This is a genomic window from Inquilinus limosus (assembly GCF_051487185.1).
Lineage (GTDB): Bacteria > Pseudomonadota > Alphaproteobacteria > DSM-16000 > Inquilinaceae > Inquilinus > Inquilinus limosus_F.
In genome coordinates this window covers 307,439-330,896 of sequence record NZ_JAHVDK010000002.1, presented here as the reverse complement: position 1 = coordinate 330,896, position 23,458 = coordinate 307,439, and the positions used below count along the sequence as shown (strand labels likewise).

Annotated in this window: 17 protein-coding genes; 7 read left to right on the top strand and 10 right to left on the bottom strand. The window is 69.2% G+C overall.

Annotated features, from left to right (window positions below; translation table 11 throughout):
• Positions 1 to 4: 4 nt before the first annotated feature.
• The 3 genes from KXR53_RS03440 to KXR53_RS03430 all read right to left on the bottom strand — a co-directional run bounded on the left by KXR53_RS03440 (position 5) and on the right by KXR53_RS03430 (position 6,217).
• Positions 5 to 1,555, bottom strand: coding sequence for a calcium-binding protein (locus KXR53_RS03440; protein ID WP_437373406.1), 1,551 nt, complete (start codon positions 1,553 to 1,555; stop codon positions 5 to 7).
• A 122-nt stretch (positions 1,556 to 1,677) separates the two neighbouring features.
• Positions 1,678 to 4,179, bottom strand: a complete 2,502-nt coding sequence (locus tag KXR53_RS03435; protein ID WP_437373404.1) for a beta strand repeat-containing protein — start codon at positions 4,177 to 4,179, stop codon at positions 1,678 to 1,680.
• Positions 4,180 to 4,252: 73 nt separating this feature from the next.
• Positions 4,253 to 6,217: a calcium-binding protein gene (locus tag KXR53_RS03430; RefSeq protein ID WP_437373402.1), complete on the bottom strand. Its 1,965-nt coding sequence runs from the start codon at positions 6,215 to 6,217 to the stop codon at positions 4,253 to 4,255.
• A 307-nt stretch (positions 6,218 to 6,524) separates the two neighbouring features.
• On the opposite strand from KXR53_RS03430, the gene pepN reads away from it, so the two are divergent.
• From pepN to KXR53_RS03400, 6 genes are all read left to right on the top strand, one after another.
• The gene (gene pepN, locus KXR53_RS03425) at positions 6,525 to 9,176 is read left to right on the top strand and encodes an aminopeptidase N (RefSeq protein ID WP_437373400.1); all 2,652 of its coding nucleotides are present in this window, start codon (positions 6,525 to 6,527) and stop codon (positions 9,174 to 9,176) included.
• 188 nt (positions 9,177 to 9,364) lie between these two features.
• Positions 9,365 to 11,092, top strand: a complete 1,728-nt coding sequence (gene cydD / locus KXR53_RS03420) for a thiol reductant ABC exporter subunit CydD (RefSeq protein WP_437373398.1) — start codon at positions 9,365 to 9,367, stop codon at positions 11,090 to 11,092.
• Entirely contained in the window at positions 11,092 to 12,840 is a 1,749-nt protein-coding gene (gene cydC / locus KXR53_RS03415; RefSeq protein ID WP_437373396.1) for a thiol reductant ABC exporter subunit CydC, read from the top strand. Before cydD ends, cydC begins: the two co-directional genes overlap by 1 nt.
• Positions 12,827 to 13,246, top strand: a complete 420-nt coding sequence (locus tag KXR53_RS03410; protein WP_437373394.1) for a YbaN family protein — start codon at positions 12,827 to 12,829, stop codon at positions 13,244 to 13,246. The genes cydC and KXR53_RS03410 overlap by 14 nt, the downstream gene beginning before the upstream one ends.
• Before the next feature lie 70 nt (positions 13,247 to 13,316).
• Positions 13,317 to 13,997 (top strand): winged helix-turn-helix domain-containing protein, encoded by a 681-nt coding sequence (locus KXR53_RS03405; RefSeq protein ID WP_437373392.1) that lies wholly within the window; start codon positions 13,317 to 13,319, stop codon positions 13,995 to 13,997.
• Positions 13,984 to 15,435, top strand: a complete 1,452-nt coding sequence (locus tag KXR53_RS03400) for a sensor histidine kinase (protein ID WP_437373390.1) — start codon at positions 13,984 to 13,986, stop codon at positions 15,433 to 15,435. The genes KXR53_RS03405 and KXR53_RS03400 overlap by 14 nt, the downstream gene beginning before the upstream one ends.
• A gap of 28 nt (positions 15,436 to 15,463) precedes the next feature.
• Here KXR53_RS03400 and KXR53_RS03395 read toward each other — a convergent pair whose 3' ends face one another.
• The 6 genes from KXR53_RS03395 to KXR53_RS03370 all read right to left on the bottom strand — a co-directional run bounded on the left by KXR53_RS03395 (position 15,464) and on the right by KXR53_RS03370 (position 20,952).
• On the bottom strand, positions 15,464 to 15,934 hold the full coding sequence (locus tag KXR53_RS03395; protein WP_437373388.1) for an SRPBCC family protein: 471 nt from the start codon (positions 15,932 to 15,934) through the stop codon (positions 15,464 to 15,466).
• On the bottom strand, positions 15,931 to 16,263 hold the full coding sequence (locus KXR53_RS03390) for an ArsR/SmtB family transcription factor (protein WP_437373386.1): 333 nt from the start codon (positions 16,261 to 16,263) through the stop codon (positions 15,931 to 15,933). Before KXR53_RS03390 ends, KXR53_RS03395 begins: the two co-directional genes overlap by 4 nt.
• 81 nt (positions 16,264 to 16,344) lie before the next feature.
• On the bottom strand, positions 16,345 to 17,190 hold the full coding sequence (locus KXR53_RS03385) for a carbohydrate ABC transporter permease (protein ID WP_437373384.1): 846 nt from the start codon (positions 17,188 to 17,190) through the stop codon (positions 16,345 to 16,347).
• A gap of 3 nt (positions 17,191 to 17,193) precedes the next feature.
• Positions 17,194 to 18,147 carry a carbohydrate ABC transporter permease gene (locus tag KXR53_RS03380; protein ID WP_437373382.1) on the bottom strand — a complete coding sequence of 318 codons (954 nt, stop codon included), beginning with the start codon at positions 18,145 to 18,147 and terminating at the stop codon, positions 17,194 to 17,196.
• A 25-nt stretch (positions 18,148 to 18,172) separates the two neighbouring features.
• A complete protein-coding gene (locus KXR53_RS03375) occupies positions 18,173 to 19,417 on the bottom strand; it encodes an ABC transporter substrate-binding protein (protein WP_437373380.1) in 1,245 nt (414 codons plus the stop codon).
• A gap of 65 nt (positions 19,418 to 19,482) precedes the next feature.
• Positions 19,483 to 20,952, bottom strand: a complete 1,470-nt coding sequence (locus KXR53_RS03370; RefSeq protein ID WP_437373378.1) for an alpha-glucosidase/alpha-galactosidase — start codon at positions 20,950 to 20,952, stop codon at positions 19,483 to 19,485.
• Between the two features lie 102 nt (positions 20,953 to 21,054).
• On the opposite strand from KXR53_RS03370, the gene KXR53_RS03365 reads away from it, so the two are divergent.
• Positions 21,055 to 21,984 (top strand): AraC family transcriptional regulator, encoded by a 930-nt coding sequence (locus KXR53_RS03365; protein WP_437373376.1) that lies wholly within the window; start codon positions 21,055 to 21,057, stop codon positions 21,982 to 21,984.
• Here the strand turns inward: KXR53_RS03365 and KXR53_RS03360 are convergent.
• On the bottom strand, positions 21,981 to 23,306 hold the full coding sequence (locus tag KXR53_RS03360) for a hypothetical protein (protein ID WP_437373374.1): 1,326 nt from the start codon (positions 23,304 to 23,306) through the stop codon (positions 21,981 to 21,983). The two genes, KXR53_RS03365 and KXR53_RS03360, sit on opposite strands and share 4 nt — an antisense overlap.
• Positions 23,307 to 23,458: the final 152 nt, after the last annotated feature.

The window sequence follows — 23,458 nt, the reverse complement described above, 5'->3', positions numbered from 1 at the left end:
TTTCTCAGAGCACGAAATCTTCGGCCACCAGTGTCGTGGCGCTGACGACGCCGATGGCCATGTCGGCCACCATGTCGCCGTTCAGGTCAGCGAGCACCACCTGCACCCCGCCGCTGACCGCCAGCCGCAGCTCATGCCCGGCACCGGTGAAGGCGCCGGTGCCGAGGAAGGTGAAGGCGGTGTCGCCGTTGCCGGCATTGCCGTCGGCGTCGATGGCGCCGAGGTCGATGCGGTCGCCCTCGGCGTGCGAGAAGTCGTTGAGGCTGTCCCGGGCCGAGACGGTGCTGTCGGAGGCGGCCTTGTAGACGAACATGTCGGCACCCGCTCCGCCCTTCAGCGCATCGGCCCCGCCGCCGCCCGTGAGCACATCGTTGCCCGCCATGCCCCAGACGCCATTGGCGACGGCATCTCCGGTGATCGTGTCGGCAAAGGCCGATCCGAGCACGCTCTCGATGCTGAGCAGCGTGTCGCCCGCTGCGGTGCCGCCGGTGCCGGCACCGGGTCCGGAGCTGCCGCCCGCGGCCAGGTTCACCACGACCGCGGCGAAGGACTCGGCGTAGTTCGCCGCATCGATGCCCACGCCGCCGTCCAGCGTGTCGGCGTCCCAGCCTCCGATCAGGGTATCGTTGCCATCCCCGCCCTGGAGGGAATCCACGCCGTTCTCGCCGTAGAGCGCATCATTGCCAGCCCCTCCGCTCAGCGCATCGGCACCGTCCCGACCCCAGAGCGTGTTCGACCCGGCATCGCCGGTCAGCGTATCCGCATAAGCGGAGCCGCCGAGATTCTCGATCCCGCTCAGGACGTCGCCCTGCGCACTGCCGCCCGAAGCCGTACCTGCCCCGAGATCGATCGTGACGCCGGTCGTCCCGGTGTTCAGCTCGAGATAGTCGACCATGTCCGTCCCGGCACCGCCGATCAGATCGTCGGCGCCCCGGCCACCGAACAGGGTATCGTTGCCGTCCCCGCCGGAAAGATCATCGTCGCCGTCACGGCCGGTCAGGACGTTGGCACCGGCATCGCCCGTCAAGGTATCGTTGAAGGCGCCTCCGATCAGATTTTCGATATCGATCAGAATGTCGCCATCGCTGCAGGACTGATTGGCGAGGTCGGCGAAGACGGATCCGGTCTGGCCGATCCATCCCAGATCGGCCGTATCGGTCCCTTCGCCGCCATCCATCACATCCGACCCCTGTCCACCCTGTAGGACATCGTTGCCGGCGCCCCCGACCAGGGTGTCGGAGGCACTCCGGCCGTTGAGAATGTCGTTTCCGGCACCGCCGTCCAAATAGTCCGTCCCCGCGCTCGACCCGGAGATCCGATCATCGCCGGCCATCCCGTAGACGACATGCGGGCCTTGCGGCGGTCCACCAATGTCGATGTCGTCGAATTCGACCGCGTTGTCGCCCCCAACGATACGGCTTACGCCCGCGATACCTCCGAAATACAATCCATTTATAACGAAATAATAGGTCTGAAATTGTTGATCATAGTCGATGAACAGATAACTGTAGATATCGTCGTCGAGGTACAAGATTCCATTGGAAACGGTCGGCATCTTCTCCTCCCCAGATAGTATTCTCCTATATGGCACTTCAACCATCAAATCGACTGCGGCCGATCATCGACGATCCACGACGATTCGCACCCGCCGACGTTTTGCCGGGACTGCGAGACCGGCTAAAGCATGAAGTCGCCGGCGACCAGGGTGGTGGCGCTGATGACGGTGATGGCCATGTCGGCCACCGTGTCGCCATTCACATCCGCCAGCACCACCTGCACCCCGCCGCTGACCACCACCCGCACCTCATGCCCTGCACCGGTGAAAGCGCCGCCGCCGAGGAAGGTGAAGGCGGTGTCGCCGTTGCCGGCATTGCCGTCGGCGTCGATCGTCGAGAGGTCGAACCGATCGCCTTCGGCATGAGAGAAGTCGTTGATGCTGTCGCGGGCCGCAGCGGTGCTGTCAGAGACCGCGTCATAACGGAAGATATCGGCCCCGGTGCCACCCTTCAGCGCATCGGCGCCGCCGCGTCCGACCAGGAAATCGATCCCGTCCATGCCCCAGAGCCCGTTCGCCCCGCCATCGCCATGGATGGTGTCGGCGAAGCCCGAGCCGAACACGTTCTCGATGCTGACCAGGGTATCGCCGTCAGCCGCAACTCCAGTGGCGAGATTCAATACTACAGACGTCGAGTATCCGGCATAATTCACCGTGTCGATGCCGGTGCCGCCATCCACGGCGTCGCCGCCGGCGCCGCCGACGAGGATATCATTGCCGTCGCCGCCGCGCAGGGTGTCCGTCCCGGCCTCGCCATAGAGCGTGTCATTGCCGAAATCGCCGTCGAGCAGGTCGCTGCCGGCCCGGCCCCAGAAGGTGTTGGCCCCGGTGTCGCCGGTCAGGGTGTCGTTATAGGCCGTGCCCCCGACGGTCTCGATCCCGGTCAGCACGTCACCCTGGGCGTTGCCGCCGGACCCCGCTCCGGCCCCGAGATCGACCGTCACCCCGACGGTGTTGTGGGCGGGATCGGCGTCGTAATCGACCATGTCGGTCCCGGTCCCGCCGTCCAGGCGGTCGGCTCCCGCGCCGCCGAAGAGGACGTCGTTGCCGTCGCCGCCGAGGAGGATGTCCTCGCCCGCCGCCCCGTCCAGCACATTGGTCCCGGCATCGCCGACCAGGGTGTCGGCCGAGACCGTCCCGCGGAGATTCTCAATGCCGGCCAGGGTATCGCCCGCAGCGTCGCCGGCCGATCCCTGGCCGGTCGCGAGATTGACCGTCACCCCTGCGGCCGAAGCGCTGAAATCGGCCCAGTCGATGCCGGCGCCGCCATTGATCGCGTCGCCCCCCGCGCCCCCGATCAAGGTATCGGTGCCGTCGCCGCCGGACAGCCTGTCGGCGCCGGCCCCGCCGGTGAGGGTGTTGGCGCCCGCATCGCCGGTCAGCGTGTCGGCGAAGGCGCTGCCCAGCACCGACTCGATCCCGCTCATCCCGTCGCCCTGGGCATCGCCGCCGGTTCCGGTGCCAGTCGCCAGATTGACGGCGACGCCTGCCGCGGACGACCGGTAATCCGCGGTGTCGATGCCATCGCCGCCGGTCAGGTAGTCCGCGCCGGCGCCGCCGGCCAGAAGATCGTCGCCGGCGGCGCCGTTCAGCGCATTGGCCGCCGCGTTGCCGGTCAGCGCGTCCGCAAAGGCGGTGCCGCGGATGTTCTCGATTCCCGAATAGGTGTCACCGGCCGCATCGCCGCCGGTCCCGACACCTGTCGCCAGATTGATCGCCACGGCCGCTGCGGATGCGGTGTAGATCACGAGGTCCACGCCGCTGCTGCCGGACAAGGAATCCGCCCCCTTGCCCCCGATCAGCTGATCATTGCCGTCGCCGCCCGACAGGCTGTCGTCGCCGTCTCCGCCATCCAGCTGATCGACGCCGCCGCCGCCGGAGAGGGTGTCGTTCCCCCCCGAGCCGGTGAGGAGGTTCGCGCCGTCATCGCCGGTGAGACGGTCGTCGAAGGCGGATCCGAGCACCTGCTCGATGCTGTTGAACAGGTCGCCCTGGGCGTCCCCGGCCGTCCCGGTGCCGGCCTTGAGGTCCAGGGTCACGGCAGCCGCGGCGGCCGAATAGTCTGCCATGTCGATGCCGTTGCCGCCGGACAGCGTATCCGCCCCCTTGCCACCGCCCAGCAGGTCGTTGCCGTCGCCGCCCGACAGGCTGTCGGCGTCGTCTCCGCCAAACAGCTGGTCGGCGCCGCTGCCTCCGTCGAGCGTGTCGGCCGAGTCTCCGCCGATCAGCCTGTCGTCACCGTCTCCGCCATAGAGGAGATTGGCGCCGGAGGCTCCACCGACGAGCCTGTCGTCACCGCCTCTGCCATCGAGGACATTGCCGCCGGACGAACCGGTCACCACATCGGCTGAATCGGTGCCGATCACGTTCTCGATATCGCTCAGGCGGTCACCGTCGGTGGTGAAGCCGCGCAGATCGACCGTGATGCCGCCGGCCAGGTCGCTGAAATCGGCCGTGTCGATGCCGTTGCCGCCGACCAGCACGTCGCGACCCGCGCCGCCGCGCAGCACGTCGTCGCCATTGCCGCCGATCAGCGTATCGTCCCCGGCTAGGCCGATGATCAGATCGCCGCCGTCGCCGCCTTCGAGAAAATCATTGCTGCTCGTGCCCGTCACGGTCGTCATTGCCGCTCCCCGTCAATAATCGTTTCAAGGAATGCCCGCATGTCCGGGCGGTGCCGCCCGGGACCGAAACCGGTCAGAGCACGAAATCCGCCGATGTCAGAGCGGTGGCGGTGACGGCGAGGATCTGCATGTCCGCCACCTTGTCGCCGTTCAGGTCGGCCAGCACGATCTGGGCGCCGCCGCTGACGACAACCCGCAGCTCATGCCCGGCCCCGGTGAAGGCGCCGGCGCCGAGGAAGGTGAAGGCGGTTTCGCCGTTGCCGGCATTGCCGTCGGCGTCGATCGCGGACAGGCTGATCCGATCGCCCTCGGCATGCGAGAAGTCGTTGATGGCGTCCCGCGCCGAGGCGGTGCTGTCCGCCACGGCCTTGTAGGCGAAGGTATCTGCCCCCGCCCCGCCCTTCAGCGCGTCGGCCCCGCCGGCCCCGACCAGCACGTCGTTTCCGGCCAGCCCCCAGAACGCATTGGCCCCGGAATCGCCGGTGAGCGTGTCGGCATAGGCGGAGCCCTGCACATTCTCCACCCCGCTGAAGGTGTCCCCCGCCGCCTCGCCGCCGGTGCCGCCGGTGGCGAGGTTCAGCGCCACGGCCGCGGCCGCCGCGGAGTAGTTCACGACGTCGATGCCGGCCCCGCCGGTCAAGGCGTCGGCGCCAAGCCCCCCGATCAGCGCATCATTGCCGTCGCCGCCGGAGAGGGCGTCGGTCCCGGCGCCGCCATAAAGGCTGTCGTCTCCCGCCGCGCCGGCGAGCGTGTCATTGCCGGCCTCGGCCCACAGCGTGTTGGCAGCGCCATCCCCGGTCAGCCGGTCATTGAAGGCCGACCCGCGCACAGCTTCCATCTCAATCAGGATGTCGCCCTGGGCATCGCCACCGGTGTTGGCGGCGGAGGCCAGGTCGACGGTCACGGCCGCCGTGGAGTCGCGGTAATCCGCCAGGTCGAAGCCGTCGCCCCCGATGATCGTGTCGGCGCCGCCGCGCCCCTGCAGCACATCATTGCCCGCGCCACCTTCGAGGTGGTTCACCCCGGCGTCTCCGGTGATGCCGTCCGCGTAATTGGATCCGACGACGGCCTCGAAGCCGCTGTAGCTGTCGCCCGCGGCATCACCGGCGGTGCCATGGCCGGTCGTGAGGCTGAGGGTCACGCCGGCACCGGCCCTGGCGAAGGTCACCGTGTCGGTTCCGGTGCCGCCGGCCAGCGTATCGGCCCCGGCGCCGCCGTCGAGAACATCGTTGCCTGCGCTGCCGGTCAGCACGTCGGCGAAGGCGCTGCCGCGCAAACCTTCGATCCCGGTCAACACGTCGCCATGGGCATGTCCGCCGGAGGCCGCGCCGGTCGCCAGATTGACCGACACCGCGGTGCCCGAGCCGCTGTAGTCGGCCGTGTCGACGCCGTCTCCGCCGGTCAGGACATCGGCCCCGCCACCGCCCGCGAGCACGTCGTCCCCGCCCCAGCCAGTCAGCGCATTCGCGGCGCCGTTGCCGATCAGGACATCCGCTGCGTTCGTGCCGGACACATTCTCGATGCTGCTGAGCCAGTCGCTGCTGCGCCCCGTCCCGGCCGCGAGGTCGACGGTCACGCCGGAATAATAGCTGTAGTCGGCAGTGTCGATGCCATCGCCACCGATCAGGGTGTTGGCCGCGCCGGTGCCGCGCATCACATCATCGCCGTTGCCGCCGATCATGGTGCCGCCCGAGTGCAGCGCGTCGTTACCGTCACCCCCGTCGACGAAGGAGCCTGACAGGATGTCGTCGCCGCCCAAGCCGTACACGGTACTGCCCGAGGCGTTGTCATTTCCGTTCGTCAGAATAAAATTGTAGATTCCAGTATCGGATTCATGATAGCTGAAATCATAGGAACTATACCAACCAGTTAAATATCCTATAGTCGTATCCGTTCCATTGAACAATAAATGCTGACTCCGACTAACCACTACCGGCCATATCGGATCGCCATACTCCCAGTAAATTGTCGCGCCGGCCCCGTCCGGGCCGATGACATAGTCGCTGAGGTCGAGAATTGTCGGGATCGGATCGGCCATTGTTGATTCTCCCAATCATCTATTTTTATACGAAAACAGATATTTCTTTATCTATCCGACCCCGACAAAATCACCGGGATGAGATCAGCAACGCCCGACCGAACCGGGCCGTCGCCGCAATCACGGGGCCGACTCGCAGGCGACAGTAATCCTGTCCCGGCATAAATTCCAGCCTCAAACATAGCCACCTATTCCAGCCGGCGATCGCCCCCGCGACACAGCGTCGGGAGAGGAACGACCCCATCCTTCCGCCCACGGCCGGAACCCTCTAGAACGGACTCAACCGCCTCAGCGACCGATCGAGACCATGACCGATTCCACCAGCGCCCCGCGCACCATCCGCCTCGCCGACTACCGCCTGCCCGGCTTCCTGATCGACACGGTCGACCTCACCTTTGACCTGCGCGAGGACGGGGCCACGGTGCGGTCACGCCTGACCATGCGGCGCAACCCGGCGGCCTCCGACCCGGCGGCGCCGCTGGTGCTGGACGGCCAGGGGCTAAAACTGACCGGAGCCGCCCTGGACGGCGAGGCACTGGGCGCCAACCGCTACACGGTGGATGCCGAGCATCTGACCTTGCCCGGCCTGCCGAACGCCTTCACCCTCGAGATCACCACCGAGATCGAGCCGCAGAACAACACCTCGTTGCAGGGGCTCTACACCTCCGGCGGCAATTTCTGCACCCAGTGCGAGGCCGAGGGCTTCCGCCACATCACCTATTATCTCGACCGGCCGGACGTGCTGGCCCGCTACACCACCACCATCGTCGCCGACAAGGCGAAGTATCCGGTGCTGCTGTCCAACGGCAATCCGGTCGGGGCCGGCGATGCCGAGGGCGGCCGGCACTGGGCGAAATGGGAGGACCCCTTCCCTAAGCCGTCCTACCTGTTCGCCCTGGTGGCGGGCGACCTGGTCGCGGTCGAGGACAGCTTCACCACCCGCTCCGGCCGCCAGGTCGCGCTCAAGATCTTCACCCGCCGGGGCGACGAGGCCAAGGTCGGCCACGCCATGCGGTCGCTGAAGGCATCGATGGCCTGGGACGAGAAGGTCTACGGCCTGGAATACGATCTCGACCTGTTCATGATCGTCGCCGTCTCCGACTTCAACATGGGGGCGATGGAGAACAAGGGCCTCAACATCTTCAACACGGCCCTGGTCCTGGCCAGCCGCGAGACCGCGACCGACGGCGACTACCAGCGCGTCGAATCCGTGGTGGCGCACGAGTACTTCCACAACTGGACCGGCAACCGCATCACCTGCCGCGACTGGTTCCAGCTGTCGCTGAAGGAAGGGCTGACCGTCTTCCGCGACCAGGAATTCTCGGCCGACATGAACAGCCGGCCGGTGCAGCGCATCGCCGATGTCCGCCGCCTGCGCGCCATCCAGTTCCCGGAGGATGCCGGCCCGATCGCCCATCCGATCCGGCCGGAGAGCTATATCGAGATCAACAACTTCTATACGCCGACGGTCTATGAGAAGGGGGCGGAGGTCATCCGCATGATCCACACCCTGATCGGGCCGGAACGGTACCGGAGGGGCATCGACCTCTACGTCCAGCGCCATGACGGCCAAGCCGCGACCTGCGAGAACTTCGTCGCGGCGATGGAGGATGCGAGCGGCGTCGACCTGAAGCTGTTCCGCCGCTGGTATTCCCAGGCCGGCACGCCCGAGATCACGGTCGAGGAGGAATGGGATGCCGCCGCCGGCCGCTACAGCCTGACCCTCGGCCAGTCCACCCCGCCGACCCCGGGCCAGCCGGACAAGCAGCCGCTACACATCCCGGTCGCGCTCGGCCTGCTCGACGCGAAGGGACAAGACCTGCCGGTGCGCCTCTCGCGCGAGGCCGAGGCCGCGCCGGGCACCCGGGTGCTGTCATTGACCGAGGCCCGCCAGCGCTTCGACTTCGAGGGGCTGGCCGAGCGGCCGGTGCCGTCGCTGTTCCGCGGCTTCTCCGCGCCGATCAAGCTGGCGCCGCAGCCGCGCGAGCGGCTGGCTTTTCTGTTCACCTATGACAGCGATCCGTTCAACCGCTGGGAGGCCGGCCAGCAGCTGGCGACCCAGCTGCTGCTGGACGGCGTCGCCGCCCGCAAGGCCGGACGGGAATGGAGGCTGGATCCGGACTTCGCCGCCGCCGTCGGCCGGCTGCTGGACGACCCGGCGCTCGACGCCGCCTTCGTCGCCGAGGCGATGGTGCTGCCGAGCGAATCCTTCCTCGCCGACCAGATGGCGGTGATCGATGTCGAGGGCATCCATGCGGTGCGCGAGGCCGCGCGTCTGGCGATCGCCGCAGCGCTGCGCGATCGGCTGCTGGCGGTCTACCGGGCCAATGACGACCGCGGGCCGTTCGACGTCTCCGCCGCCGCCATGGGCCGGCGGGCGCTGAAGAACGCCTGCCTGGCCTATCTCGGCCTCTCGGAGGCCGATGCCGAGACCACCGGCCTGGTCCTGGCCCAGGCCCGGACCGACGGCACCATGACCGACGTGCTGGCGGCGCTGACCGTGCTGCGCGACCGCGACATGCCGGAGCGCAAGCAGGCGCTGGACGCGTTCTACGAGAAATGGCGGGACGAGCCGCTGGTGGTCGACAAGTGGTTCGCGCTGCAGGCGACCTCCGCCCTCCCCGGCACGCTGGACGCGGTCAAGGCGCTGACCCGCCACCCGGCCTTCACCCTGCGCAACCCGAACCGGGCGCGGTCGCTGATCTCCAGCCTGGCGATGAGCAACCCGCTGCATTTCCACGCCGCGGACGGCTCCGGCTACGCCTTCCTGGCCGACCAGGTGCTGGCGCTGAACGGCCCCAACCCGCAGCTGGCGGCGCGCATCCTGGTGCCGCTCGGCCGCTGGCAGCGGCACGATGCCGGCCGGCAGGCGGCGATGAAGGCCCAGCTCGACCGCATCCTGGCGGCGCCCGACCTGTCGCGCGACGTCTACGAGATCGCGGCGAAGAGCCGGGCGTGAGGCGACGCCGGCGATAGCGCCCGGCCGGGAAACTCGGCCGAAGGAACAGGGGGAGGAAGGTCGGGATGACGCTATCGTCTGCGGATCGATCCTTCGCGCCGGCGCGAAAGAGCTGCTTCACTTCGTGCCGTTGACCGGACCGGATCGCCGCCCTACCTCGCCTTGGCAGCTTCTGGAGCACAAATCCCTTGGCCCCGACCCCGCCCCGCCCGTCCTCGTCCGGTCAGATCGACGACCGCGCCGCCGGCCGCTGGCTGAAGCGGCAGGCCGGGCTGGCGCGTGGGCCGATCGGCCTGACCGCGTCGGCCGGGATCGCCCAGGGCCTGTGCGGCGTGGCCCAGGCCGGGCTGATCGCCTGGATCCTGCAGCGCGCGGTGATGGAGGGGGCGACGCTCTCCGCCCTCTGGCCGCTGTTCGCGGCGCTGCTGACGGCGATGCTGCTGCGCGCCGGCGCCGCCTGGGCCTGGGAAGCGCTCGGCGCCGTGGCGGCGACGCAGGTGAAGACCCGGCTGCGGCGGCAGATCCTCGACCGCGTCCACGCCTTGGGGCCCGCCTGGCGGGCGGAACGGCAGACCGGCGACCTCGCGGTCACGCTGATCGAGCGGATCGAGGCGCTGGACGGCTATTACGCCCGCTTCCTGCCGCAGAGCCGGGTGGCGGCGATCCTTCCAATCCTGATCCTGGCCGCGGTGTATCCGGTCGACTGGGTGTCGGGCGTGATCCTGACCATCGCCGGGCCTTTCGTGCCGCTGCTGATGGCGCTGATCGGCATGAAGGCGGCGGATGAGAGCCGACGCCAGTTCCGCACCCTGGCGCGGATGAGCGCCTACTTCCTCGACCGGCTGCAGGGCCTGGCGACGCTGCGGTTGTTCGGCCGGGCCGAGGCCGAGGTCGAGGGCATCGCGCTCGCCGCCGACGCGTTCCGCGACCGCACCATGCGGGTGCTGCGCATCGCCTTCCTGTCCTCGGCCAGCCTGGAGTTCTTCGCCTCGGTCGCGGTCGCCATCGTCGCCACTTATGTGGGGCTGGGCCTGCTCGGTCATATCGGCTGGGGCACGGCACCCCATCTGACTTTGTTCAGCGGCCTGTTCGTGCTGCTGATGGCACCCGACTTTTTCCAGCCGCTGCGCATGCTGGCGGCCTATTACCACGACCGGGTGGCCGCGATCGGCGCCGCCGAGGGGCTGGCCGAGGTGCTGGATGCACCGGACGCGGCCCCCGGCGGCGCCCGGCCGATGCCGGAAGGCGATCTCGAGATCGTCTTCGACAATGTCTCGGTCGCTTTCGAGGGCGGCGCCCGCAGCGCCATCCGCGGCGCCAGCCTGCGGATCGGCCCCGGCGATCATGTGGCGCTGGTCGGCATGAGCGGGGCCGGCAAGTCGACCCTGCTGTCGCTGCTGCTGGGCTTCCGCCGGCCGGACGCCGGCCGGGTCCTGGTCAACGGTGTCGACCTGGCCGAGATCGACCCGGAGGATCTCCGCCGCCGCATCGCCTGGATCGGCCAGGCGCCGGTGCTGTTCCACGGCACGCTGCGCGACAACATCCGGCTGGGCCGGCCGGACGCCGACGACGCGGCAGTCGAGCGCGCCGCGGCCGAGGCGCGGGTGACGGAGTTCGCGGCGACGCTGCCGCAGGGCCTGGACACGCCGGTCGGCGAGCGCGGCGTCGGCCTGTCCGGCGGTCAGGCCCAGCGCGTCGCCCTGGCCCGTGCCTTCCTGAAGGACGCGCCGCTGGTGCTGCTGGACGAGCCGACCGCCTCGCTCGACCGCGACACCGAGGCGGAGATCCTGGAACAGGTCCGCCGCCTGGCCCGGGGCCGCACCGTGATCGTCGCCACCCACAGCCCGGCCGCGATGGCAATCGCCGACCGCCGGATCCTGCTGGACCAGGGCCGGGTGCAGGCGGAGGCGGCATAATGCACCGGCCCGACCGTCCCCTCCTCGCCATCCTGCGCCTGGCGCGGCCGCAGCGGCGGAAGATGGCGCTGGGCCTGCTGCTTGCCATCGTCACCGCCCTCGCCGGCCTCGGCCTGCTGGTGCTGTCCGGCTGGTTCATCGCCGCCTCGGCCGTGGCCGGCGCGGCGGCGGCAACCGCCGTGGCCTTCAATTTCGCCAGCCCTTCGGCCGGCATCCGCGGCCTCGCCGTGCTGCGCACCGGGTCACGCTACGCCGAGCGGCTGGTGACGCATGACGCCACCTTCCGCTTCCTGGCGGGCTTGCGCGTCTGGCTGTTCCGCGCCGCCATTCCGCTGGCCCCGGCGCGGCTGGAGGAGCAGCGCGGCGGCGATCTGCTGAACCGCATGACCGCCGACGTCGATTCGCTCGACGCCGTCTATCTACGGGTGATCGTCCCCGCGGTCGTCGCCGTGGTCGCGGTGCTGCTGGTCGGCGGCGTGCTGCTGTGGCTGGACCCGGCCGCGGCGGCGATCGTGGTGGCGCTGGCTCTCCTGGTCGGCATCGCCTTGCCCTGGGCGATGGGCCGGATCGGCGCCCCCGCCGGCCGGGCGATCGCGCTGGCGACGGCGCGGCTGCGCACCCGCATCGTCGAGGGCGTGCAGGGCCTGGCCGAGCTGAAGGTCTACCAGGCCGACGGCCGCCACGCCGAGGCGGTGCTGGCCGAGAACGAGGATCTCATGGCGGCGCAGCGGCGCATGGCCCGCCTCTCCGGTGTCTCGACCGCGCTGTCCGGCCTGGCCGGGCAGCTGGCGGCGCTGGCGATCCTGGCGCTGGGCGTGGCCGGCGTCGCCGCCGGCACCCTGCCCGGCCCGGCGGTGGCGCTGATGATGCTGGGCGCGCTGGCGCTGTTCGACGCGCTGGTGCCCCTGCCCCTCGCCTTCCAGAATCTCGGCCGCACCCGCGCCGCCGCCCGCCGGCTGCTCGACTTCGCCGAGCTGGCGCCGCTGGTGCGCGATCCGGAAGCGCCGGCCGCGGCACCGGTGGGGAACGCCATCACCCTGTCCGGCGTGTCCTATCGCTACCGGGCCGGCGACCGACCGGCGGTGCACGACATCGACCTGGAGCTTCCCGAGGGTGGGCGGCTGGCCCTGGTCGGCCCCAGCGGCAGCGGCAAGAGCACGCTGGCCGCCCTGATCCTGCGCTTCCGCGACCCGGATGAGGGCGCGATCACGCTCGGCGGCGTCGAGCTGCGTCGCCTGCCGCAGGCCGAGATCTGGCGCCGCGTCGCCCATCTGTCGCAGCGCAGCCAGATCTTCGCCGGAACCATCCGCGACAACCTGCTGATCGGCGACCCGGATGCCGGCGATGACCGGCTGGCCGCGGCGGTCGAGGCCGCCGGCCTCTCCGCCTGGGTCGCCGCGCTGCCGCGCGGCCTCGACACCTGGGTCGGCGAGGCCGGGGTCCAGGTCTCCGGCGGCCAGGCGCGGCGCATCGCGCTGGCGCGCTGCATCCTGAAGGACGCGCCGATCCTGGTGCTGGACGAGCCGACCGAGGGGCTGGACGCCGACACCGAGGCCCAGATCATCGAGGCGCTGGAACGGCTGACCGCCGGCCGCACCACGCTGGTGATCACCCACCGTCCGGCGCTGCTGCGCCTGGCCGACAGCGCCGTGCTGATGGCCGAGGGCCGGATCGCGGTGCAGGGCGTGCCGGCCGAGATCCTGGACGCTGCCCTGCCGGGACGGACGAAGCGCCATGCCGCGGTTTGACCTGAACAGGATCGGCGTACTGGGGCCGACCACGCTGCGCCTGGTCCTGCAGCTGTTCGGCACGCTCTGCGTCGTCGCCGGCATCATCGGCCTGTTCGTGCCGCTGTGGCCGACCACGATCTTCATGATCCTGGCGTTGTGGGCCTTCGCCCGCTCCTCGCCGCGACTGCACAACTGGCTGCTGACCCATCGGCGCTTCGGGCCGCCGCTGCAGGCGTGGGAGCGGCATGGCGCGATCCCGCCCTGGGCCAAGCTGCTGGCGGTGGTCAGCCTCGGCGCCAGCCTGGCGCTCGTGGTGATCGCGGTGCACTCGCGCGTCGTGGTCGGGATCGTGGCGGCGCTGTTCGCGATCCTTATCCTCTACATCCTGACCCGCCCGAACGCCGCCCCGGGCGACAAAATCTAACCGCAGCATGGGCCGGCCATGACACGCTTGTCATTTCCGAACGCCCCCCGCTCCGCGTAAAGTTACGATCATGCGAATCCTTGTGATCGAAGACGATGCCCAGGCCGCGCAGTACCTGACCAAGGGGCTGCGGGAGAGCGGATTCGTCGTGGACCATGCCCCGGACGGGCCGCAGGGCCTGTTCCTGGCGACCAGCGAGACCTACGACGCGATGATCGTCGACCGGATGTTGCCGGGCATGGACGGCCTCCTGATCGTCGAGACGATCCGGCGCAATGGCAACCAGACGCCGGTGCTGTTCCTCAGCGCCATGGGCCAGGTCGACGACCGCGTCCGCGGCCTGCGCGCCGGCGGCGACGACTATCTGACCAAGCCCTACGCCTTCACCGAGCTGCTGGCCCGGCTGGAGGCGCTGCTGCGCCGCGGCGCCGCGCCCGCGGCGGCGCAGACCGAGCTGCAGATCGGCGACCTGAAGATGGACCTGCTGTCGCGCACGGTCACCCGGTCCGGCCGCAAGGTCGACCTGCAGCAGCGCGAGTTCCAGATCCTGGAGTACCTGATGCGCCATTCCGGCCAGGTGGTCACCCGGACCATGCTGCTGGAGAATGTCTGGAACTATCACTTCGATCCGCAGACCAACGTGATCGACGTCCACATCAGCCGGCTGCGACAGAAGATCGACCGGGACTTCGACACGCCGCTGCTGCAGACCGTGCGTGGCGCTGGATACTGCCTCCGTGCACCTGATTAGGGTCCTTCGCAGCTCCACCTTCCGCTACGCGATCATCTACATGCTGGTGTTCGGGGTGTCCGTCGCCGGCGTGCTGGGATTCGTGTACTGGCAGACGGTGCGGGTGATCGGCTCGCAGACGGACGACACCATCCAGGCCGAGATCGTCGGCCTGGACGAGCAGTACCGGCAGTTCGGCCTCATTGGCCTGGTGCGCATCATCCGCGAGCGCAGCTCGGCCGCCCCGGGCCGGCGCGGCATCTATCTCCTGGCCGACCGCAACTACAACCGGATCGAAGGCAACCTGACGTCCTGGCCTCCGATCGCACGCGGCAACCAGGACAATGTCGTCGATTTCCTGATCGCGACCGATGCCGGCGGGGACGCCAAGCCCCAGGTGGCGCGGGCACGCACCTTCACCCTGGCCGGCGGTTTCCACCTTCTGGTCGGGCGCGACATGACCGAGCGCACCGACTTCACCAAGCTGATGACCGACGCGCTGATCGGCGGCCTGATCCTGACCGCGGCGCTGGGCATCGCCGGCGGCATCCTGATGAGCCGCAGCCTGTTGGCCCGGATCGAGGGCATCAACCGCGGCACCGAGGACATCCTGCAGGGCGACCTGACCCGGCGCATGCCGGTGCGCGGCAACCGCGACGAGTTCGATCGCCTGGCCACCAGCCTGAACGCGATGCTGGACCAGATCGATGGGCTGATGACCGGCATGCGAGGCGTCGCCGACAACATTGCGCACGACCTGCGCAGCCCGATCTCGCGGCTGCGCAGCCGGCTTGAATTCACGTTGATGAGCGAGACCGACGCCGACGGCTATCGTCGGGCGATGGAGGACGCGATCCGCGAGGCCGACGGCATCCTCGGCACGTTCAACGCCCTCCTGGAGATTGCGCTGGCCGAGGCCGGGGCGGTGCGCGACCGCTTCAGCCCGATCGACCTGTCGGCCCTGGCCGCCGATGCCGGCGAGCTGTACGGCCCGGTGGCGGAGGAGAAAGGCCAGACCCTGGCGACCGAGATCGAGCCGGGCGTCACCGTGCCCGGCAACAGCCATCTGCTGGCCCAGGCCACGGCCAACCTGCTGGACAACGCGACCAAGTACACGCCGGAGGGCGGACGGATCACGCTCACCATCCGGCGCGACGGCGACGGCGCGATCCTCAGCATCCGCGACACCGGCCCCGGAATTCCGGCGGAGGCGCGCGGCCGGGTGCTGGACCGCTTCGTCCGGCTCGACGCCAGCCGCAGCGCCCCGGGCGCCGGGCTCGGCCTGTCCCTGGTCTCGGCCGTGGCCCGGATGCACCGGGCGACGCTGACGCTGACCGACAACGCGCCGGGCCTGCACATCGCGATGCGCTTCCCGCAAACGGTTCCGGCCGGCCATCGGGACGCGCATCAGGACGCCGCCCCGATATCCGGTCCGGCAGGCAGGACGGCGTCGTCCTGAGTAGCTGCTGAAGGCCCGGGCCGAACGGCTAGAGGCGGAGATCCTGCCGGATTGCCTCGACCAGCCCGTCGAAGGCGGCCTCGGTGCCACCGACGCGCTGGCGGCGGGCGACGTCGCCGCCGGCGAGGAACGCCACCTGCTCCGTGAACTTCATCCGCGTCCGCGCGCCGGCCGGAAACAGCTCGACCGTCGCCAGCGAGGCCGAGACCCGCTGGCCGCGGAAGCTCATCTCATAGGCGTAGATGATCCGCTGCCCAGGCACGATGTCGAGGTAATGGGCCCGGAACGTCTGCTCGTGCCCCTCGGGCGTGCGCCAGCGCTTGGCCTCGACTCCGCCGACCCGGAAATCGAACAGGTCCTCCAGCACCGCCCAGTCGGGGTGGCAGTCGGTCCAACGCCGCTTGAATTCCGGCTCCGCCCAGAAGCGGAAGGCATGCGCCGGGCTGCCGGGCAGGTCGCGCTCGACGACGAAGGTCGAATGGTCGATGGTCGGTGTCATAGCCCGGTCTCCTCTTCGGGGATTTCGCGCATCGCCGTCTCCAGGCGGTCGAAGGCTGCGTTCAGGGCGGCCTCGCGGTCCCGCACCCAGTCGGCAATCACCGTCAGGGCCGCAGGCTGCAGGCTGTAGGTGCGTACGCGGCCCGCCTTGCGCGAGACGACGATGCCGCTGTCCTCGAGGATCCGCAGGTGCTTCACCGCCGAGGGCAGCCGCATTCCCACCGGCTCGGCCAGCTGCTTGACCGTTGCCGGACCGCGGCTGAGGCGCTCGGCCATGCCCCGCCGGTTGGGATCGGACAGAGCGACGAAGATGCGGTCGAGGGCTTGCATGCCTCACCCAACAGTTTCCTCATACGGAAACTATCCGAAGCCGACGATGATGACAACAACAGTTTCCTCTCCCGGAAACCGTCAGCCCTTCACCGCCCCCGCCGACAGCCCCTCCACCAGGAAGCGCTGGAGATAGACGAAGCCGAGCGCGATCGGCACCACGGCGAGCACCGAGGCCGCCATCAGCCCGCCCCAGTCGGTCAGATGCGCGCCCTTGAACAGCATGATGCCGGGGGTCAGGGTCCGCCGCGCATCGCTGTTGATCAGCACATAGCCGAACATGAACTCGTTCCACGCCGTCACGAAGGCGAAGACCGCGGTGGCGAAGATGCCGGGCGCCGAGACCGGCAGCAGCACCCGCAGGATGAAGCCGGTGCGGGAGCAGCCGTCGATCTCCGACGCGTCCTCCAGCTCGCGCGGCACGGCATCGAAGAAGCCCTTCAGCATGAAGGTGCAGAGCGGGATGGTGAAGGTGCAGTAGACGATGATCAGCGCCGCATAGGTCGACAGCAGGCCGAGGCGCTGCATCAGGATGTAGAGCGGCACCAGCAGCAGCACGCCGGGAATCATCTGCGACAGCAGCAGCGCGCCCCCGATCAAGCGCGACAGCGGCAGATAGGCCCAGCGGCTCAGCGCGTAGCTGCAGAACACCGAGATGCTGATGGTCAGGATGGTCGAGCCGGCGGCAACGATCAGGCTGTTGCGGAAATAGGTCAGGAACTCGCTGTCCAGCAGCACCCGCGCGAAGTTCGACAGGGTCGGGTTGTCGATCCAGAAGCCGGGATCGGCGCTGCGCACCTCCTCCACTGGCTTCAGCGCCGTGTCGACCATCCACAGGAAGGGGAACAGGCTGTAGACGGCGAACAGGACCAGCGTGCCGTAGGTCAGGAGGCCGCGGAGCGACCGCTGGGAGGCGCCGACGACCATGGCTCAGCCCTCCCGCCGGCGCCGGGCGACGCCGTAGTGGTAGACGAAGAACAGGGTCGCCAGGAACGCCATCGACATCGAGGCCACGGCGCAGGCGGCGCCGACGTCGAAATCCTGCATTGCGTATTGGTAGATCATGATCGGCAGCGTCTCCGACGCGTTCAGCGGGCCGCCTTCGGTCATCACCCAGATGAAGTCGAAATTGATCGCGGTCCAGACGATGTGGATGAAGATCAGCGTCAGCGACACGGCGCGCAAATGCGGCAGGGTGATCACCCAGAAGCGGCGCCAGGGCCCCGCCCCGTCCACGGCCGCGGCCTCGTGCAGCTCGCGCGGGATCGCCTGCAGCGCCGCCAGCAGGCTGAGCGTGTAGAAGGGATAGCTGCGCCAGATGTTGACGAAGGTCACGGTCAAGAGCGCCGTGTCCATCTGCCCGAGCCAGGGATAGGGCGCGTCGAGCAGGCCGAGCTTGACCATCCAGATGTTCAGGATCCCGTAATCCGGCGTCAGCATCCAGGTCCAGTTCAGCCCGGCGACGGCGATCGGGATCACCCAGGGGATGATGATCAGGCCGCGGAAGATCGCCCGGAACCGTACCGGCTGGGCCAGCGCGATGGCGGAGGCGAGGCCGAGCGCATATTCGCCGGCGACCGACAGCCCGGTCCAGACCGCGGTGTTCCACAGGGCCGGCAGGAAGTCGCCGTCCTCCCAGACGGTCAGGTAGTTGTCCCAGCCGGCGAAGCCGGCAGCCGACGGGTTGACCAGGTTTGCGTAGTGCAGGCTGTCCCACAGCACCCGCAGCAGCGGATAGGCGACCAGCACCAGGAACAGGATTCCGGCCGGGGCCAGGAAGACCAGCGCGGTCCGCCGGATCCGGGCGGCGCGGGTCGGCACCCGGCCCGCGGCCCGGACGGGGAGGATCGGCGCCCGCGCTGCGGCTTCGGCGGCGGCCTTCATGCTTCCGATCCCCTCCGTCGTCACCCTACGACGAGCTCAGCTCGCCGGACTGGCGCAGGGCGCGGTTGACCTGCTTGCCGAGCCAGGCGGCGACCTCCGCCGGGTCCTCCTTCTTCAGCAGCACCCGGCCGATCGATTCCTCCATCGCCCGGGTGATCTGGCCCAGCGCCACCGGCGGGAAGACGACGCCGGTCGGGGCCAGCGAAGTGAAGCCCTCGCCCCATACGCCGGGGCTGACCACGTCCTTGCGCACCGAGGTCGTCGACCGCCCCGCGGCCTGATAGTCGCGACCGGCGATGAAGGCGGCGAAGGTCCAGACCTCCTTCGGATGCTGGGTCGACTTGAACAGGTAGATCGGGTTGATCTCGAAGAAGGTCGCGGGCTTCAGCTTGAAGGGCGGCGGCGCCACCTTCACATCGGCCATGGTCTGCGGGTTCTGCTGGGCGCGCGACTGCATCCAGGCGCCGTCGATCACCATGGCGTATTTGCCGAGGGCGAAGTTGCTGTCCTCCTCCTCCCAGCCCCAGCCGGCGGCTTCGGGCTGCATCGCACCCTCGTCCAGGAGGCGGCGATAGAAGGCGAAGACCTCCGTGGCCCGCGCCAGTTCGGCCGGGTCGTCGGCCCAGCTATTCTTGTAGCCGCCGTCGGGCTGGCGCCGGACGATGGCCACGTCGTTCTGGGCCAGGTACATGATCAGCTCCTGCGGCGCCCGCACGCCGGTGCCGGCGATGCCGAAGCCGTACTGCCCGGTCGCGGCCTTGACCTTGGCCGCGGCGGCGATCAGCTCGTCCCAGGTCTTGGGCGGTTCCGCGACCCCGGCCTTCTTCAAAGTCTCCTCGTGGTAGAGCAGCGCCCGGATGCCGAGATAGTGCGGCATCGCCATCTGCTTGCCGTCGATGGTCAGCGCCTCCAGCACGTTGGGATAGATCTGCTCCCGGTCCGGCCAGTCGGCGGCATAGGGCGTGACGTCGAGCAGCGCGCCCATCCGGTACAGCTCGCCGAACCACTCCGGCAGGCCCCAGGAGATGTCCGGCGCATCGCCGCCGGCCACGGCGGTGATCAGCTTGTCGTGCAGGGCGCCATAGGCGATGTTCTGGGTCTCGATCTTGATGTCCGGATGCGCCTGCTCGAAGGCAGCGATCTGGGCCTGCATCGCCTTGGCGTCGGGCTGGGCCGGGTCCCAGGCCACCCAGAAGCGCAGGATCACCGGCTCGGCCGCCGCCGGCAGCGCCGACAGCAGCAGCCCCGCCAGCATGAGCGCGATCTTCATCAACCTCATTGGTCGCCTCCCTCCCCTCGATGTCGTCCGGTCCCGCGTTGGCCGCCCCGACCCGGCTATTCCGCGGCGTCTGCCTTGGCCCGTGCCCGCGCCTCGCGCAGCTCGTCGACGCTCCGGACCGAGAGGCGCGCGGCGCCACCCCAGTCGCGCGTCGCGACGCCGCCGCGGGCCAGGCGCTGCCGCGCGCCGTCGACGGCATCGGCGTATTGCGGCAGCCATTCGGCCTGGGCCACCAGCAGCTCGTCGACCATCTGCCAGACCTCGTCCGGGTTGCAGACGGCGCCGACCAGCGGGTCGTGCAGCACGGCCAGGCGCAGCAGGTCGAGGTCGCCGGTGACCGCCGCCTTCACCGCCATGCGCTGGACGTTGACCGAGGCGCTGCAGGTGGCGGCGCAGCCCAGCGGCAGCTCCAGCCCCGCCGTCATGTTCAGGCCGAAGCGGTCGACGAAACCCGGCGTCTCGACGATGCAATCCTGCGGCAGATTGGTGATCAGCCCCTCGTTGCGCCGGTTGAAATGGCCGCGATAGACCCGGCCGGTCTCCAGCGCCTCGATGATGTAGCTGCCATGCTCCTCGGAGCGGCGGTACTCGGACAGCGGCGATCCGGCCTCGGACAGCCAGCGCGGGAAGTCGGTCTCGAACCAGTTCCGCTGCTCGGTGCAGTGGCGCAGGTAACCGCCGGTCTCGCCGTTGATCCAGTTCGACAGGTCGATCCAGCGGTTGATCTCGTCCGGCCGCTTCCGGTACCAGGGCAGGTATTCGCTGAGATGGCCGTTGCTCTCGGTTGAATAGCAGCCGAAGCGGCGCAGCACGTCGATCCGGACCTTCTCCTCCTGGCTGTAGCGCGGGTGGCGCTCGAAGGCCTCCAGCAGCTCCGCCGCCTCGATCTTCCGGCCGCGGAAGCGGATGTCGATGTACCAGGTCTGGTGGTTGATGCCGGCGCAGATGTAGTCGACCTCGCGCGGATCCTCGGCGCCCAGCACCTCGGCGATCTGGTGCCAGCCGTGCTGCACGCCGTGGCACAGGCCGATGGTGTTGGCGACGCCGCCGTGTTCGATCGCGGCCCAGGTATTCATCGCCATCGGGTTGGCGTAGTTCAGGAACCACGCCCCCTCCTCCGCCTCCGCCCGGATGTCGCGGCAGAAGTCGAGGATCTGCGGGATGTTGCGCTGGCCATAGAGGATGCCGCCGGCGCAGATGGTGTCGCCGACGCATTGGTCGACGCCGTATTTCAGCGGGATCTCGATGTCGCCGGCGAAGGCCCGCAGGCCGCCGATGCGGACGCAGCTGATCACGTAGCGCGCGCCCGCCAGCGCCCGGCGCCGTTCCAGCGAGGTGGTGACCTTCGCCGGCAGGCGGTTGGCCTCGATGTCGCGGCGCAGGATCTGCGCCACCATGTCGAGATTGTCGGGGTTGATGTCGTGCAGCGCGAATTCGGTGTCCTGCAGCTCCGGCACCTTCAGCATGTCGCGCACCAGCTTCCGGGTGAAGCCGACGCTGCCCGCGCCGATCACGGCAACCTTCATCGCGTCCTCCCGGGGCCCGTCCCGCCCGGCCCCTCGGCAAGCAGTTTCGTGCTATGGTCTATGGAGCCGGGAAAACCGGCGAAAGAGGAATTTCGTGCGATCATGGGGTATTCCATGCTGTCGGCGCTGCGCGACCGGCCCCCGGGCGGAGTCTCGGTCGTCTTCCCGAAGGACCGTTATCGGCTGCACGCCATGGTCACCAGCGCCGGCTACGACCGCTGCACCGACCCAGGCTATGACTGGCACGGGCTGAGGCGCGGCGACGCGCCCTTCGTGCTGCTGCAGCACACGATCGGCGGCCGCGGCCATCTGCGGGTCGAGCGTAAGCGCTATGAGCTGCGGCCGGGCCAGACCATGCTGCTGCGCTTCCCGCAGGACAACCGCTACTGGCTGGGCCGCAACCCGGAATGGGAGTTCTTCTGGCTCTGCCTGAACGGCCGCGAGGTGATGCGGGTGTGGCGAGAGGTGACGGCGGCGCACGGCCCGGTGGTGATGCTGCCCGAGACCGCGGTCGAGCGGCTGGCCGGACTGTGCCTTTCGGCGCTGCGCGGCGAGGCCGGCAGCCCGGCCCGCGCGTCCGCCCTCGCCTATGCCGCGGCGATGGCGGTGGCGGACGAGTTGCTGCCCTGGGGCGAGGCGCCCCCCGCCGCTGCCCGCCCCGCCGCGATCGAGCGCGCCGTCTCGCTGTGCACCGGCCAGCCGGCCGAGCGGATCGACGTCGCGCGCATGGCCAAAGCCGCGGGCTACAGCCGCTATCACTTCAGCCGGGTCTTCGCTGCGCATGAGGGCACGACGCCGGCCCGCTACCTGCTGCGCCTGCGCATGGAGGAGGCGGCGCGGCTGCTGCATGTCGAGGAGGCGCCGGTCAAGGTGATCGCGCAGCGCTGCGGCTTCGACGACGCCAACTACTTCGCTAAGGTGTTCCGCCGCTTCTATGGCATCGGGCCGCGGGACTTCCGGCGCAGCGGCATGTATGCCGGGGCGGTGCGGGCCGGCCGGGGCGAAGAGGCCGGCCCGCAGCGTCCGGTCTAGCCGGCGTTGCCGCCGCCAGCAATGGCGGAGGGCTTGCCGCCGACCGGGATGTCGAGCCCCTGCTTCAGGCTGTTCAGGTAGAACTCGCGGATGCGGCCGTTCTCCGGATCGCTGACGAACGCGCTGTTGCCGATGATCGCGACGGTGGGTTGCGGCGTTGCCGCGTCCCAGGCGCAGTCGAAGGCCGGGACGGCGTCGAAGGTCGCCACGACCTTCCATTCCGGCGCGATGTCGTAGACGCGCAGCTTGCCGTCCTGGGTCAGGTTGACGACGCGCTTGCCGTCGCCGGTGACCTCGTACTGGCAGACCGCCTGGCCGTCGGGGATCTGGAACACATCCTCGGCGACGAGCGCCCGGGCCTTCGGATCGATCCGGAGCAGGGCATCGTAAGGGCGGCCGTGCCCTTCGCCGTAATTGGCGACCAGATAGCGACCTGACGGGCCTGCCTTGATCGTGGTGGCGCGGCGGCCGTCGGGATAGGCGAGCTTGCGCGCATCCCAGGCCCCGTCATCCCCCTTGGCCACGACCAGGATGCCGCCGTCGGCAGCCGCCTCGCTCTCCCCCTTCGCGTCGCAGCCGAAGACATGGACGTCCTGCAGCGCGGCGTGGCCGTGGAATCCCTTGCAGGACCGGTCCGGGTCCGCGGCGTCGTTGAGGGATGCGAGAACCTTCCAGCCATCCGCCTTGTCGAGGATCTGGAAGCCGTTCGGCAGCGACGAGGCGGCCTTGTCATCGCCCTTGGCATAGGCCTCGTTCGCCACCGAGATCAGGAATTGATCGCCGCCGAGCGGCACGGCGATGCCGTGCTGGGGTGCGGGCGCCGGCCAGACGGCCGGCTCGACCTTGCCGCGGTCCAGGTCATCGAGCCGGATCACCACCGCCCTCGGGTCGCTCTTGCCCAGCCAAGGCCGCTGCCCGTCGTAGAAGACGGTCAGCCAGCCGTGCTCCGAAACGACATGGGACGGCCTGTCGCCCGTGAGGACGATATCGAGCAGCTTCACCTCGCCCTTCACGATGTCGAAGTGGTCCTCGTGCGATTCATAGAACAGGCCGCTGTCCAGGATCCGGATGGTCCCGGCGTCATCGCCCGTCCGGACCACGACGAACCGCCCGCCTTCGGCTGCGATCAGCGTCGGGTCTGCCCTCGACACCTCGAAGCTGTGGGTCACCTTCGCCGTGTCCAGGTCGAGCACGCTGACGACGGGCTTCTCGTGATCGGCGAAGACGAGCCGCCCGCGCGACACGGCATGGTCATGGGCGGAAGCGTCGGCGGAAAGCGCGGCCAGCAGCGCCGCGGCAGCGGACAATCGGGTTCTGGTCATATCGGTCGGCCTTTTGTGAAATCCGCGATTTGAATTTATGTTATATCATAACATATTGAGGCAACAAGACACTGAACCGGCGTTCAATCACCGTCATCGCGAGCGCAGCGAAGCGATCCAGCGGCACCGCCCTGGATCGCCACGTCGGCTTC

What these genes read in the sequence shown, in the direction of transcription:
- KXR53_RS03390 (WP_437373386.1), bottom strand. Translation starts at nt 16,263, where the DNA reads ATGCAAGCCCTCGACCGCATCTTCGTCGCTCTGTCCGATCCCAACCGG.
- KXR53_RS03375 (WP_437373380.1), bottom strand. Translation starts at nt 19,417, where the DNA reads ATGAAGATCGCGCTCATGCTGGCGGGGCTGCTGCTGTCGGCGCTGCCG.
- KXR53_RS03430 (WP_437373402.1), bottom strand. Translation starts at nt 6,217, where the DNA reads ATGGCCGATCCGATCCCGACAATTCTCGACCTCAGCGACTATGTCATC.
- KXR53_RS03370 (WP_437373378.1), bottom strand. Translation starts at nt 20,952, where the DNA reads ATGAAGGTTGCCGTGATCGGCGCGGGCAGCGTCGGCTTCACCCGGAAG.
- KXR53_RS03395 (WP_437373388.1), bottom strand. Translation starts at nt 15,934, where the DNA reads ATGACACCGACCATCGACCATTCGACCTTCGTCGTCGAGCGCGACCTG.
- KXR53_RS03440 (WP_437373406.1), bottom strand. Translation starts at nt 1,555, where the DNA reads ATGCCGACCGTTTCCAATGGAATCTTGTACCTCGACGACGATATCTAC.
- KXR53_RS03380 (WP_437373382.1), bottom strand. Translation starts at nt 18,147, where the DNA reads ATGAAGGCCGCCGCCGAAGCCGCAGCGCGGGCGCCGATCCTCCCCGTC.
- KXR53_RS03365 (WP_437373376.1), top strand. Translation starts at nt 21,055, where the DNA reads ATGGGGTATTCCATGCTGTCGGCGCTGCGCGACCGGCCCCCGGGCGGA.
- cydC (WP_437373396.1), top strand. Translation starts at nt 11,092, where the DNA reads ATGCACCGGCCCGACCGTCCCCTCCTCGCCATCCTGCGCCTGGCGCGG.
- KXR53_RS03385 (WP_437373384.1), bottom strand. Translation starts at nt 17,190, where the DNA reads ATGGTCGTCGGCGCCTCCCAGCGGTCGCTCCGCGGCCTCCTGACCTAC.
- KXR53_RS03410 (WP_437373394.1), top strand. Translation starts at nt 12,827, where the DNA reads ATGCCGCGGTTTGACCTGAACAGGATCGGCGTACTGGGGCCGACCACG.
- KXR53_RS03405 (WP_437373392.1), top strand. Translation starts at nt 13,317, where the DNA reads ATGCGAATCCTTGTGATCGAAGACGATGCCCAGGCCGCGCAGTACCTG.
- pepN (WP_437373400.1), top strand. Translation starts at nt 6,525, where the DNA reads ATGACCGATTCCACCAGCGCCCCGCGCACCATCCGCCTCGCCGACTAC.
- KXR53_RS03360 (WP_437373374.1), bottom strand. Translation starts at nt 23,306, where the DNA reads ATGACCAGAACCCGATTGTCCGCTGCCGCGGCGCTGCTGGCCGCGCTT.
- KXR53_RS03435 (WP_437373404.1), bottom strand. Translation starts at nt 4,179, where the DNA reads ATGACGACCGTGACGGGCACGAGCAGCAATGATTTTCTCGAAGGCGGC.